This window comes from Fulvivirga sediminis (assembly GCF_016757215.1).
GTDB lineage: Bacteria > Bacteroidota > Bacteroidia > Cytophagales > Cyclobacteriaceae > Fulvivirga > Fulvivirga sediminis.
In genome coordinates this window covers 379,179-393,295 of record NZ_JAESIY010000005.1, presented here as the reverse complement: position 1 = coordinate 393,295, position 14,117 = coordinate 379,179, and the positions used below count along the sequence as shown (strand labels likewise).

The 14,117-nt window shown below is 37.8% G+C and carries 13 protein-coding genes; 8 read left to right on the top strand and 5 right to left on the bottom strand.

The genetic code is table 11. The features are described from left to right. Nucleotides 1-51 precede the first annotated feature (51 nt). Both JL102_RS11405 and JL102_RS11400 read left to right on the top strand, forming a co-directional pair. Nucleotides 52-1,971, top strand: coding sequence for a CocE/NonD family hydrolase (locus JL102_RS11405; protein ID WP_202244523.1), 1,920 nt, complete (start codon nt 52-54; stop codon nt 1,969-1,971). Nucleotides 1,972-2,087: 116 nt separating this feature from the next. Continuing rightward, nucleotides 2,088-3,002, top strand: coding sequence for a glutaminase (locus JL102_RS11400; protein ID WP_202244522.1), 915 nt, complete (start codon nt 2,088-2,090; stop codon nt 3,000-3,002). On the opposite strand, the gene JL102_RS11395 is transcribed toward JL102_RS11400, so the two are convergent. Further along, nucleotides 2,999-3,508, bottom strand: a complete 510-nt coding sequence (locus JL102_RS11395; protein WP_202244521.1) for a SixA phosphatase family protein — start codon at nt 3,506-3,508, stop codon at nt 2,999-3,001. The genes JL102_RS11400 and JL102_RS11395 overlap by 4 nt on opposite strands. A gap of 131 nt (nt 3,509-3,639) precedes the next feature. Further along, nucleotides 3,640-5,322, bottom strand: a complete 1,683-nt coding sequence (gene ettA / locus JL102_RS11390; protein WP_202244520.1) for an energy-dependent translational throttle protein EttA — start codon at nt 5,320-5,322, stop codon at nt 3,640-3,642. Nucleotides 5,323-5,574: 252 nt separating this feature from the next. Between ettA and JL102_RS11385 the strand changes: the two genes are divergently transcribed. Continuing rightward, nucleotides 5,575-5,796 (top strand): DUF2795 domain-containing protein, encoded by a 222-nt coding sequence (locus tag JL102_RS11385; protein ID WP_009578808.1) that lies wholly within the window; start codon nt 5,575-5,577, stop codon nt 5,794-5,796. 50 nt (nt 5,797-5,846) lie between these two features. Here JL102_RS11385 and JL102_RS11380 read toward each other — a convergent pair whose 3' ends face one another. Then, nucleotides 5,847-6,533, bottom strand: coding sequence for a 2-C-methyl-D-erythritol 4-phosphate cytidylyltransferase (locus tag JL102_RS11380; RefSeq protein WP_202244519.1), 687 nt, complete (start codon nt 6,531-6,533; stop codon nt 5,847-5,849). 124 nt (nt 6,534-6,657) lie between these two features. Beyond that, a complete protein-coding gene (gene queA / locus JL102_RS11375; protein ID WP_202244518.1) occupies nt 6,658-7,704 on the bottom strand; it encodes a tRNA preQ1(34) S-adenosylmethionine ribosyltransferase-isomerase QueA in 1,047 nt (348 codons plus the stop codon). Nucleotides 7,705-7,811: 107 nt separating this feature from the next. On the opposite strand from queA, the gene JL102_RS11370 reads away from it, so the two are divergent. Beyond that, nucleotides 7,812-9,077: an ABC transporter permease gene (locus JL102_RS11370; protein ID WP_202244517.1), complete on the top strand. Its 1,266-nt coding sequence runs from the start codon at nt 7,812-7,814 to the stop codon at nt 9,075-9,077. A 78-nt stretch (nt 9,078-9,155) separates the two neighbouring features. Here JL102_RS11370 and recA read toward each other — a convergent pair whose 3' ends face one another. Beyond that, nucleotides 9,156-10,184 carry a recombinase RecA gene (gene recA, locus JL102_RS11365; RefSeq protein ID WP_202244516.1) on the bottom strand — a complete coding sequence of 343 codons (1,029 nt, stop codon included), beginning with the start codon at nt 10,182-10,184 and terminating at the stop codon, nt 9,156-9,158. A gap of 145 nt (nt 10,185-10,329) precedes the next feature. Here recA and JL102_RS11360 point away from each other — a divergent pair, with 145 nt between their 5' ends. From JL102_RS11360 to JL102_RS11345, 4 genes are all read left to right on the top strand, one after another. Next, nucleotides 10,330-11,472, top strand: coding sequence for a hypothetical protein (locus tag JL102_RS11360; protein ID WP_202244515.1), 1,143 nt, complete (start codon nt 10,330-10,332; stop codon nt 11,470-11,472). Next, nucleotides 11,465-12,490 carry an aminopeptidase gene (locus JL102_RS11355; protein ID WP_202244514.1) on the top strand — a complete coding sequence of 342 codons (1,026 nt, stop codon included), beginning with the start codon at nt 11,465-11,467 and terminating at the stop codon, nt 12,488-12,490. The genes JL102_RS11360 and JL102_RS11355 overlap by 8 nt, the downstream gene beginning before the upstream one ends. Before the next feature lie 26 nt (nt 12,491-12,516). Next, the gene (locus JL102_RS11350; protein ID WP_202244513.1) at nt 12,517-13,314 is read left to right on the top strand and encodes a DUF3108 domain-containing protein; all 798 of its coding nucleotides are present in this window, start codon (nt 12,517-12,519) and stop codon (nt 13,312-13,314) included. A gap of 108 nt (nt 13,315-13,422) precedes the next feature. Further along, on the top strand, nt 13,423-14,112 hold the full coding sequence (locus JL102_RS11345) for a response regulator transcription factor (protein WP_202244512.1): 690 nt from the start codon (nt 13,423-13,425) through the stop codon (nt 14,110-14,112). The last annotated feature ends 5 nt before the right edge of the window (nt 14,113-14,117 follow it).

The window sequence follows — 14,117 nt, the reverse complement described above, 5'->3', positions numbered from 1 at the left end:
TGATTAGCAACTTCACTGGTATTGTTTAATAAATTATAAACTTGAAATCATATGAAGAGAGCTTTCATAATGTTGTTCTTCCTCATAATAGGAATGCCAGTTTTTTCACAAGATCTAGATTCATTATTTGTGAGGGACAACTATGAGAAATACGAATATCACATCCCTATGCGAGATGGGGTGGAGTTGTTTACCTGTGTGTATGCGCCAAAAGATAAGTCTAAAAAATATCCTATCATGCTTCACAGAACTCCTTACAGTGCCGGGCCGTATGGAGAGGATAATTACAAAACCAGTTTAGGTCCTTCTAAATATCTGATGAGAGATATGTACATTTTTGTTTATCAGGATGTAAGAGGAAGGTGGATGTCTGAAGGGGAATATGATAACATGAGGCCTCAGATAGAAGGAAATAAGAAGAAAGATAAAGATCAAATAGATGAGAGTTCTGATACTTTTGACACTATAGAGTGGCTTTTGAAGAAAATCAAAAACAATAATGGTAAAGTAGGTCAGTGGGGGATTTCTTATCCAGGACATTATACAGCAGCAGCTCTTCCGGAGGCTCACCCGGCTTTAGTTGCTTCTTCTCCTCAAGCTCCAATTTCTGACTTCTTCTTTGATGATTTTCATCATATGGGGGCGTTATTACAGAGTTATTTAATGGCTTTTCCTGTTTTTGGTTATCAAACAGATGGCCCAACTTCAGAGAGTTGGTATAACAAAGGATGGGAGAAAATCAGAAGCGCAGGGAATATGTCTGATGGATATGAGTTTAATATGGCTTTAGGTCCGCTGAAAAATGTAACTGAAAAGTATTATTCTGAAGATTTCTTTTGGGATCAGGTGGTAGAACATCCTAATTATGATGATTTCTGGCAAAAACGTAACTTACTCCCACACTTAAAAGATATTGATAATGCTGTGATGACAGTAGGTGGATGGTTTGATGCCGAGGATTTATATGGCCCTCTTAATATCTATAAGACTATTGAAAAGAATAACCATAAGGCGAAGAATACCATTGTAATGGGGCCTTGGAGCCATGGAGATTGGTATAGAGAAAAAGGTATCCAGGCTATTAATGACATCTATTTTGGAGATAGCATCTCTACTTTCTATCAGAAAAATATAGAAATGACGTTTTTCAAATATTACCTGAAAAATGAAGGTAATATGACTCTTCCCGAAGCTTATATGTTTGATACAGGTGTTAAAAAATGGGAGCAATTTACTCACTGGCCCCCTAAAGACATGCCTGCAGTAAAATTGAGCTTTGCTGAAAATGGTAAGCTTTTAATTAATGAGGAAGGAAATAAAGATGCTGCTTTTAAATATACAAGTGATCCTGGTCACCCTGTGCCATATACTTCACAGATAGAACCAGTTACATTTACTCCAAGAAGGTTTATGACAGACGATCAGCGCCATGCTTCTCGCAGACCAGATGTGCTTACTTTTAAAACAGATGTGCTTACAGATGACGTTACTCTGGCAGGCGAGATTTTGGCTAAACTTAAGGTGGCTTTATCTACAACTGATGCTGATTTTATAGTAAAACTAATTGATGTGTACCCTGATACGGCTAAAGCTAACCCTGTTACTCCTAAAAATGTCACTATGGCTGGTTATCAGCAGCTGGTGAGGCATGAGGTCTTTAGAGGTAGGTTTAGAAATAGTTTTGCTAAACCTGAACCGTTTACTCCAGGTAAGGTGGAAGATGTGACTTTTCCGCTGCAAGATATATTGCATACTTTCAAAAAAGGACATCGTATTATGATTCAGATACATAGCACCTGGTTTCCTTACATAGATAGAAACCCTCAAAAATTTGTTGAAAATATCTATAAAGCAGATGCTAAAGATTTCCAGAAAGCAGAGATTACGGTATTTGGATCATCTAGTGTAGAGGTGGGAGATAAGCAGAGTTCTCTTCTGGTGCCGGATGAGCTGGAGCTATATAAGAAATAATCTATCATTGGTGCATCCGGAGGTTCAAACTTCGGGTGCACAAAATGAACCCATCGCTGTAATTGGCCTTTCCTTTTAATATCCTAAATTTGCCGCCTCAATTATAAAAGGGTACAATGGATTATCAGAAAATACTAGAAGAAATAAGGCAAGAGGTGGCTCCTTTATTAGATAAAGGGTGGGTGGCTGATTATATTCCAGAGTTGGCCAAGGTAGATAAGACTAAGTTTGGTATTTACCTGCTCTTTTTAGATGATTCCTCGTATTCAGTGGGAGATGCCACAGAAAAATTCTCAATCCAAAGTATTTCTAAAGTATTTATGCTGGCTCATTGTGTGAGTCATATTGGTAAAAAAGTGTATGAAAGAGTGAATGTGGAACCTTCGGGAGACCCTTTCAACTCATTGGTGCAATTGGAGCATGAAAATGGTATTCCCAGAAACCCATTTATCAATTCAGGAGCGTTAGTAGTAACAGATCTACTTATAACTCACCTTCAAGACCCCCGTCAGCAGTTTTTAGATTTTATTCGAGAGCTAGTTGGGCAAAATGATATTTATTACGATAAGCAGATAGCCAGATCTGAAAAGTCATTTGGTTATAGAAATGCGGCCATGGTGAATATGATGAAATCATATGGTAATATAGATAATGACGTAGAGGAGGTTTTGGATCTATATTTTGATTTTTGCTCTATTTCCATGACTTGTGCAGAGCTGGCCAAAGCCTTCAGGGTGTTTGCTAATCACGGTAAACTAGTAAGGAACGATAAGAAATTTCTGTCTGAGCGCCAGTTTAAAAGGATAACAGCCATCATGCAGACTTGTGGTTTTTATGATGAAGCAGGTGAGTTTGCTTTTCGTGTAGGTCTTCCTGGTAAAAGTGGTGTAGGAGGAGGCATTGCAGCTATTTTACCTTCGGAGTATAGCATTGCCGTATGGAGTCCAGGCTTGAATAAGAAAGGGAATTCGCTCGCAGGATTTAAGGCCCTTGAGCTTTTTACTACTATGACAGGGACTTCTATATTTTAATTGATTTCGCTTTTGCTTACCTTTTTAGGGTAATCATAAAACATCAATTTACCTTTACCGAAATCGGTCTCTTTCCAGCAGTCTACATCAAACGAGCATGCGAAAATGCCGCAGGTAGGTATGTTTTCAATGTTAGTGTCAGCCAGTGAATTAGCAAACAGAGTGAGGCCTGGGTTATGCCCAAAGATCATGACAGAATCCCTGCTATTATCAATTTCCTGAATGATATCCATGAGGCTATCTTCACTGGCATGGTATAGTTTCTCATTTATTTTAATAGCTTCCTTAGGGTATTCTATTGCCTTTGCTATCGTTTTGCAAGTAGCATATGCCCTTTTTGCCGGGCTGCTGATCATAAGATGAGGGATGATATTTAGCGCGCTCAATCTTTCACCCATGTCCGGAGCATCCCTCTTCCCTCTTTTATTTAATGGCCTCTCAATATCATCTAAATGATGGTACTTCCAGCTAGATTTAGCGTGTCTTATAATGTATAGTGTCTTCATGCAATATGGTTAGTATCTTTAATATAAAAAATTTTGCTAAAAAAATCTATAGAAAAGATAAGCATTGAGTTTAGGTTGGGGTAAAAATAAAGCCGGATAGAAATATTCTGTCCGGCTTTATATGACGGTTGTTATTTAACCAAAGGCTTGTATTTGATTCGTTTAGGCGCAGTATCTCCCATGCGTTTCTTACGGTCTTCTTCATATTCAGTGAAGTTTCCGTCAAACCATTTTACTTGTGAATCTCCTTCAAAAGCGAGGATATGAGTACATACCCTATCAAGGAACCATCTGTCATGAGAAATAATCACGGCGCAGCCTCCGAAGTTTTCCAGAGCTTCTTCCAGTGCCCTCAGTGTATTTACATCAAGGTCGTTAGTAGGTTCATCTAGTAAAAGCAGGTTAGCTCCTTGCTTTAAGGCAATGGCCAGGTGTACCCTGTTTCTCATACCACCAGAGAGTTCTTTAACTTTTTTCTGCTGATCGGAGCCGTTAAAATTAAATTTACTTACATATGCTCTGCTGTTGATTTGTCGGCCTCCCAAATTAATGAGTTCATTGCCTTCGCTTATTACTTCCCATACAGAGGCATCAGGGTTTAAGTTAGCATGTTCCTGATCTACATAAGCTATGTCTACTGTGGGGCCTACTTCAAAGGTTCCTGTATCAGGCTGTTCCTTTCCGGTAATCATTTTGAAAAGTGTGGTTTTTCCAGCTCCGTTAGGACCTATAATACCCACTATACCAGCTTTAGGTAGGTTGAATTCTAGGTTTTCATAAAGTAATTTGTCTCCAAATCCTTTAGATACACCATGAGCCTCTATTACTTTGTCACCTAAGCGTTCACCAGGTGGTATAAAGAGCTCTAGCTTTTCCTCTCTTTCTTGAACTTCCTGACTCAAGAGTTTGTCGTATGCATTAAGCCTGGCTTTAGCCTTTGCGTGCCGACCTTTAGGCGACATTTTGGCCCACTCAAGCTCTCTAGATAAGGTTTTTTGTCTCTTAGATTCAGTTTTTTCCTCCTGAGCTAAGCGTTTTTGCTTTTGATCTAGCCATGAAGAATAATTACCTTTCCAGGGAATACCTTCACCTCTGTCTAGTTCAAGAATCCATCCGGCTACATTGTCAAGGAAATAACGGTCGTGGGTAACGGCGATTACTGTACCTGCATACCTTTGTAAGTGTTGCTCTAGCCAATGTACTGATTCTGCATCTAGGTGGTTAGTAGGTTCATCTAGTAGTAATACGTCTGGTTCTTGTAATAAGAGCCTGCAGAGCGCTACTCTTCTTTTCTCACCACCTGATAGGTTCTCTATTTTAGCGTCGGCAGGAGGCGTGCGAAGGGCGTCCATAGCCCTCTCAAGTTTACTGTCTAGTTCCCAGGCATTAAGCTGGTCTAATTTTTCCTGAACTTCACCTTGCTTTTCAATAAGCTTATTCATGGCATCAGCATCTTCCATGATTTCAGGTTCAGCAAATTTTAGATTGATCTCCTCAAATTCTTTAAGAAGATCTACGGTTTCTTTTACACCTTCCTCTACTACTTCTTTTACTGTTTTGTCTTTATCCAGTTGAGGCTCTTGCTCCAGCAAGCCGATAGAGTAGCTGCCATCGAAGACTATTTCCCCCTTATATTCCTTATCTACACCAGCTATAATTCTTAATAGGGAGGATTTTCCTGATCCATTAAGACCTAATACGCCTATTTTGGCGCCATAGAAAAAGGATAGATAGATGTTTTTTAATACTTGTTTATTTGGCGGGTATATTTTGTTTACCCCTGCCATGGAAAAAATTATTTTCTCGTCACTCATACTTTTTTCGATATTAATGAAACAAATTTAGTCTTTTGCTGTATAAACAGCTGAAGGATGAAATTTTTTTACTAGAAAAGTTGAGTTTATGCAAACTTTTAGTAAAATGGTTACGTTTCAAGCCATAAATTAATTAACGTTTGGTCGTAAAATGCGACCCTGCAAATAATTAATTTAAATATTTGATTTGATTGTTTAAATTTTATTTTTGCACGAAATTTTAGAAAGCGTAAATCATAGGAGGATTTATCTATGTATTGGACATTAGAACTAGCATCATATCTTGAAGACGCCCCTTGGCCTGCTACTAAGGACGAACTTATTGACTATTCGATAAGAACAGGCGCACCATTAGAGGTTGTGGAGAATTTACAGGAGCTGGAGGATGACGGACAGCCTTACGAGAATATCGAAGAGATATGGCCTGATTATCCTACTAAAGAAGATTTCTTTTTTAACGAGGACGAATATTAAATTCAAATACCTTACAGAAATGGATGGCTGGCTTCAGCACTGATTGGTAGTTAGCCATTGTTTTTTCTGTTCATTAATGCTTCGGCTATTATTAAGTCTTCAGGTGTAGTCACTTTTATATTATCATAACTCCCTTCAAAAAGTGAGATTTTATGTCCTGCTTTTTCGGCTACGCTCGCATCATCAGTTAGTGAAGGCACTTCATCTATTTCATATGCTTGTCTTATTAGCTCCAGATCAAAAGTTTGTGGGGTCTGAATGAGTCTGTAAAGAGCTCGGTCAACGGCTTGAGTGGTATCCTGTGTAGTAACTCTAATGGATTCTTTAAGTCTTACGGCAGCTACAGCGCTTTTATGTGCTGCTGCAATTCGGAAAGAAGCATCAATGATATGTGTGGATATTAATGGTCTTACCCCATCATGTATGGCTACTAGTCCGGAAGAATCTTGTATGCTATTGAGCCCATTTTTTACGGATTGGAACCTTGAATTCCCACCGATAGTGAGATGGTAAGGGGTGGAGAAATTATGTTTTTTACAGAGGCTCTTCCAGGTATCTATATCCTTAAGGGGAAGCACTAAGATAATTTCTATGGCGCTGGAGTAATTGTGAAAAGCCTCTAGCGTATGCATGAGTATAGGCTTGCCGTGTAGTGCTAAAAACTGCTTAGGTAGATCGCTATTCATACGTGAGCCTTTTCCACCGGCCACTATTATTGCATATTCCTTTTTATCCATAAAGCAAAAATCGATTCTTGAGATTAGAGTAAGGCTTTACTTATATTGAGAAACGGAGGGGCATATATTAAAAATCGGATGACTAGTGGCCATCCGATTTTAATAATTTCATTTTATGAGGAGCTTAAACTATGAGCATAGCATCACCATAAGTAAGGAATCTGTATTTTTCCTTAATGGCTGTTTGGTATGCTTCCATTATTAACTCGTATCCTCCAAATGCACAGGCCATCATCAATAATGTGGATTCAGGCATATGGAAGTTAGTGATCATAGCATTACAGATCTTATAGTCATAAGGAGGGAATATGAACTTGTCAGTCCAGCCTTCCTTAGGTTTAAGTCTGCCATTAGCAGATACACTAGATTCTAAAGCACGCATAGAGGTAGTGCCTATAGCGCATACCCTCTTCTTGTTGTCGAGTGCTTTATTCACAATCTCTACAGTAGGTTCTTCTACCCAGAAGTTTTCTGAGTCCATTTTATGCTTAGTCAGATCTTCTACGTCTACAGGTCTGAAAGTACCCAATCCTATATGGAGAGTAATACTTGCCATGTCCACACTTTTAATCTCCAGTCTTTTTAATAACTGGGGGGTGAAGTGAAGTCCTGCGGTAGGAGCTGCTACAGCACCTTTGTGCTGCGCATAAATAGTTTGGAAACGATCTCTATCTTCTGGTTCAGTTTCTCTTTTTATATATTTTGGTAGAGGGGTCTCACCTAAACTGTCTATAGTTTTGTAAAACTCCTCATCAGTACCGTCATATAAGAATCTGATAGTTCTTCCTCTAGAAGTGGTGTTGTCAATTACTTCAGCTACTAAATCGCCTTCGCCGAAGTAGAGCTTATTACCTACACGTATTTTTCTGGCAGGGTCCACGAGAACATCCCACAGATGCATTTCCTGATTGAGTTCTCTCAATAGAAATACTTCTATTTTGGCTCCGGTTTTTTCTTTGTTACCATATAACCTTGCTGGGAATACCTTAGTGTTATTATTCACCAATACATCACCCTCATCAAAATAGTCTACTACGTCTTTAAAAGACTTGTGTTCTATTTCTCCTGTTTTACGATGAATAACCATTAGGCGGGACTCATCCCGATTTTCAGCCGGATATAAGGCTACCAGTCCGGTTGGTAGATCAAACTTGAATTCTGATAATTTCATATTTAATATTACGGTATTAAATAAAGGATAGATTTTAAAATTTAGCTTGCAAAGGTATAGATTTATCTTTAAGAATAAATGTTTTTAAAAATATTTAAATATATCAGGTGTTAGTAGTAAGACTTATATTCGAAAGCTTCAGGTTCGCATGGAATGCCCTGAAGATGAACCTGCTTAGGACTATCTTATCTTTGCTAGGCGTTACAGTAGGTATTTTTGCCATTATAACGGTTTTTACTCTTGTAGATTCTCTGGAGAAAAACATTAGAGACAGCCTGAGCTTTTTAGGTACAGGGGTTATTTATATTGAAAAATGGCCTTTTACGCCAGATGCTAGTGGCGAATACCGATGGTGGGATTTTTGGCAAAGACCTAATGTTAGTTATAATGAATTTAAGTTTTTGCAAACTAATCTTAAAGCGGCTAATGGCATGGCTATTTTTGGTATTAGAAATAACTCTATTATTAAAAGAGAAAACAACAGTATTAGTGATGTAGAGCTGTGCGGTAGCACTTATGGCTATAGCGAATTATTTGAAATAGAGTTGGATAACGGTAGATACTTCAGCCAGATAGAAACTGAATCAGGAAGAAATGTAGCGGTAATAGGCCACAATTTGGTAAATGCACTTTTTCCTGATGGTAGTAACCCTGTTGGTAAGGAGATTAAAATTAAAAATCTTAAGTATGTAGTGATTGGCACTATGCCCAGGGAAGGAGAGAGCTTTTTAGGAACAACTAGTCATGATGATTTATGCATTATTCCCTATAGTTCGTTTAGAAAGTTATACCAGACCGGGACCGGATCTAGTGATGAGTTGAACTCGCGTATAGGTGTAAAAGGACAAGAAACAGATATTGGTCTGGTAGAATTGGAAAACGAAATAACTGGCTTATTAAGAAGTAGGAGAGGGCTTAAGCCAAAACAAGATGATAATTTTGCGCTTAATCGGCCAGAAGCAATTGCTAATATTATAGGTGGCTTGTTTGATGTAATAGGAATAGCAGGCTGGATTATCGGAGGATTTTCAATCTTGGTAGGTGGATTCGGTATTGCCAATATTATGTTTGTTTCAGTAAAGGAGCGTACCAATATTATAGGTGTACAGAAATCTTTAGGAGCCAAAAATTTCTTTGTGCTATTTCAGTTTTTGTTTGAATCTATCTTCCTAAGCGTTATTGGCGGATTAGCCGGTTTGCTGCTAGTTTATTTAATTACGTTTATACCAATGGGTAATTTGGAAGTAGTGTTGAGTGTAAAGAATGTTGTACTAGGTTTGGGTGTTTCAGCGGCCATAGGTACCATATCAGGGATAGTTCCGGCTGCTATAGCTGCCAGGTTGGATCCTGTAATAGCGATAAGAAGTAGTTGATAAAATAATATAGTGGATATAAAAATAAAGGGCTGTACTAATAGTGCAGCCCTTTGTTTTTATATTTTATCTTAATTACTACTCCTGAGAAGGGATTGGCTTTTCTAAATCTTCACCCTTAATCTGAGCTTTGATTTTGTTTTCTATCTCTTCCATTAGTTCAGGATTATCTTCTAATAAGGTTTTAACAGCATCTCTACCCTGACCAAGTTTGTTTCCATCATAAGAGAACCAAGAGCCTGCTTTCTTTACAATTTCCAGTTCTACGCCAAGATCAAGTACTTCACCTACCTTAGAAATACCTTTTCCATACATGATGTCAAACTCTACTACTTTGAAAGGAGGAGCTACTTTGTTTTTCACCACCTTCACCCTGGTTCTGTTACCTATAATGTCGTTAGCCCCCTCTTTAATTTGCCCTATTCTACGGATATCCATTCTTACAGAAGCATAGAATTTCAGTGCATTACCACCAGTAGTGGTTTCTGGGTTACCAAACATTACACCTATTTTTTCTCTAAGCTGGTTAATGAATATACAAGAGCAGCCTGTTTTGTTGATAGTACCGGTTAGTTTTCTCAAAGCCTGAGACATTAGTCTGGCCTGTAGTCCCATTTTACTATCACCCATTTCACCTTCGAGTTCACCTTTGGGTACTAAAGCGGCTACAGAGTCAATCACAATAATGTCAATAGCTCCAGATCGGATAAGGTGCTCAGCAATTTCTAATGCCTGTTCACCACTATCTGGTTGTGATATCAATAAATTTTCAGTATCTATTCCTAATTTTTCAGCATAAACTCTGTCAAAAGCATGCTCTGCATCTATAAAGGCTGCTAAGCCGCCATTTTTTTGCGCCTCGGCAATACAATGCATAGATAGCGTAGTTTTACCTGATGATTCAGGGCCGTAGATCTCTATTACTCTGCCTCGGGGAATACCTCCCACACCTAAGGCTATATCAAGACTGAGAGAACCAGTGGAAATAGCCGGAACATCCACTACTCGCTCATCGCTCAGTTTCATCACCGTACCCTTACCAAAAGTTTTTTCCAGTTTATCAATAGTTAGTTGAAGCGCCTTTAATTTTTCGTCCTTTTCAGCCATTATCAGTTTTCTTACTTAATTATTCTTAATTAAAAGTGAAGTTAATAAGTTATAATCACAAATGTGAGGATGGTCTCCTAAAAAATGCACTTAGAGCCGTATTGCTTTGCTGTTGCTTTTTTATATTGCAGCTAAAGTTTATTTCATGAGATCATTAAGAGTTTTTTTGCCCTTATTTTTCATTACGTTTTGGGCAGAGGCACAGTTAAATAATACAGCATTTAGGTATGACCGGCCAGTGAATGAAGCAGATTCTAATGCCTTGTTTTTAGGTATTAATGCCATGGGATTTGCTAAAAACAATGAATACTTTAACGATATTGCTGATGGATACACGCTCTTCGGGTATCAGCTGAATCCGTACCTGACTTATCACCCTGGGAAATACATAAAAATAGATGCTGGTGTTTATCTGCAAAAGGACTTTGGCAACAATGGTTATCGAGAAGTGACACCCACATTTTCATTTAAATATTCAAAAAAGGCTTTTTCCTTAATATTCGGAACGCTGGAAGGAAGTGTTTCGCACCGTTTGGTAGAACCGCTTTATGATTTTGAAAAGACTTTGAATGACCGTTTAGAAAATGGCTTTCAGGTAAAAGTGGAAAAAGAACGACTGTTTATGGATTATTGGGTGGATTGGCAAAATATGATTTATCCTGGAGACTCCACGCAAGAGCATATTGTGGGAGGAGCCTCTGTGAAGTGGGCTGCCGTTAAAAATAAAGACTTTCAATTGACTGTTCCTCTTCAATTTGTCGTTGAGCATCAAGGGGGGCAGATAGATGATGATCCGGAGCCACTTCAAACTAATGTGAACATGGCGGCAGGGGTAGAGCTTACTGTGCCTCTATCAGAAAATAGTTTTGTTCAAGAGCTCAGGTCTTCGAATTATTATTTAGTAAGCAGCAATTCTTCAGAAGGGGATAATGACCCTTTAACCACGGGGTCAGGATTATATATTAATGCAGCCGCTAAAACGAAGGCCAATTTGGAGGTAATGGCTAGCTACTGGTATGGAGATAAGTTTACTTCGGTGCAAGGGGGGCAATTGTACGCTTCCAGGTCTAGTAGTTATAAAAATGCGCGTGTTATAGAACCTGCTCGTGAGCTATTGATTATCAGACTCATGCATAAACTTGAAATTGCTGACGGCCTTTCTTTTAATTCACGTTTTGAGCCTTTTTATGATTTCAGAAACGGAACATTTGAATATGCCTTTGGTTTTTACATTAATTATACCGGAGATTTTTTCCTCATAAGAAACAAGAAGCGACAGCATGATTAAAAAGTTTTTCTTATTCATTTTTAGTGTTGTACTCATTTGGCTTCTTTTTAATCATGAATTGATTACATATGCTTTAAAGCAGGCAAAGGGGCAGCTGACCATCGTTTGGAATGCAGAGGAGGTAGATGAGTTGCTGAAAAATCCGGCGGTGGCGGACTCTGTTAAGGAAAAGCTACTGTTTATAGGAAAGGTGAGGAAATACGCTATTGACTCACTTGGTCTTAATAATACAGATAATTACACCACTTTATACGATCAGAAAGGAGAACCTTTGTTATGGGTAGTTACTGGTTGCCAACCTTATAAGCTGGAGGCAAAGGAATGGGATTTTCCCATTGTTGGGAAAATGCCTTATAAAGGCTTTTTTGTGCAGGAAGATGCGGTTAAAGAGTTTGAAAAATTACGAAATGAAGGATACGATGTAGGTGTAAGGAATCCGGGAGGATGGTCTACCCTGGGCTGGTTTAAAGATCCTATTCTTAGCAATATGCTCAGTAAAAAACAAGGAGACCTGGCCGAATTAATAATCCATGAAATGGTGCATGCCACCGTTTTTGTTAAGGATAGTGTGGATTTTAATGAAAACCTGGCCTCTTTTATAGGAGAAAGAGGTGCTTTTAAATTTTTGGAAGATACCTATGGTAAAGACTCTGAAGAATATCTTCTTTATGAGCATGGTTTAAGTGATGAAAGAGCCTATATATCTCATTTTTTGAGAGGGGCAGATGCTTTGGAAAAGCTTTATAGCCAGATAGATGTGGAAGTAGATACAGCTATCAAGAGCATGAAGAAGCGAGTATTGATGGAAAATATTATGATAGCGCTGGATACCATTCAGTTTTATGATTCAACTTATGCTGATTTTCCATTACATCCACTACCAAATAACACATATTTCATGTCTTTTTTGCGATATCGATCAAAACAGGATAAATTACTGAATCTTTTTAATGAAAAATTTAACAAAGATTTAACTGGGTTTATCCTGTACTTCAAGCAGAAACATCCTTTTCTTTGATATAATTAACTAAAAATAATACTTGAATGCTTAAGCTGATAGGCGCATCTTTTTTGCTTATAATTTCGGGATGGCTTGTATACAGAGGGCAGGCTGATTACCGAACGATTAATAACGAGAGTTTTAAACCAGGAGAAGTGATAGAATATACTGCTCACTATGGGTTTGTGCATGCGGCGAAAGGTAAGATGGTAATAAGTGATGAGATTTACTCCGTAAATAACCGACCATGTTATAAAGTAGATGTTTATGGTGAATCTACAGGCATGTTTGATGTCTTTCTTAGGATTAAGGACAATTGGGGTACTTATTTGGATACGGCTTCTATAGTAGCTCATAAGTTTTATAGAGAAATAGAAGAAGGAAAATATAGAAAGAATGAAATAGTGGAGTTTGATCACTCCAAAAAGAAGGCGAAAGTAAAGACCTTTGATAATAAGAAGCAAAAGTGGCGTTCTCCCGAATACTATGATATACCTGAGAACATACAGGATCTGGTTAGTGGATATTATTATCTCAGGGTACTAGATTTTGATAAGTATAAAAAAGACGATATTATTACCATAAATGCATTTTTTGATAAAGAACTTTATAGCTTTAAAGTCAGGTATTTAGGCAAAGAGACCGTAAAGACAAAATTGGGTAAGATAAAATCAATCATGCTATCGCCCATTATGCCAGAAAATAGTCTTTTTGATGGTGAGAATTCTATCAAAGTATGGATTTCTGATAATGAGAATAAGGTGCCGCTTAAGATAAAAGCAGATATGTTTGTAGGTGCTGTTGAAATTGATATCATCAGCTATAGTAAGGGTAATAATTAAGGAATTGTTAAGTTATTATTACATACTTTTTATTGAAACATTTTCTCTATACTTTTAACTTTTATTTTGATTAGACCAAGTCGAATTTCATTAAAACTCTAGAAAAATATGGGAAACAAGCAGGAACACAAAGTGCTTGTTGTGGACGATGAAGAGGCAATTTTAGAATTGCTGAAGTACAATCTTGAAAAGCAAGGCTATGAAGTGAAAACGGCCTTAGATGGTATCAAAGGTGTAGAAGTCGCCAAAAAATTTCAGCCTGATTTAATTTTGCTAGACATAATGATGCCTAAGCAAGATGGTGTAGAAACCTGTAGGCAAATGAGAGAACTGCCAGAATTAGCAAGTTCTTTTATCATTTTCCTTACTGCACGGTCAGAAGAATACTCTGAGGTAGCTGCTTTTGATGTAGGTGCGGATGATTATATTACCAAGCCTATTAAGCCCAGAGCTTTAATGAGTAGGATTAGTGCACTTTTTCGTAGAGATTCTAAGAAAAAAACAGTTACTAACCAGATTACTATTGGTGATTTAGTTATAGATAGAAGCAGTTATACTATACAGCATGGAGGGGGGGAAATTACTCTTCCGAAAAAGGAATTTGAACTACTTTATTTTTTAGCCCAAAATCCAAATAAGGTGTTTGGCAGAGATGAATTGTTGCAAAACATTTGGGGTTCAGATGTATATGTGCTGGCTCGTACAGTAGATGTACATATTAGAAAAGTAAGAGAAAAAATCGGGGACGAATATATTAAAACAGTAAAGGGCGTAGGTTATAAATTCAGCCTTAATTAATACTA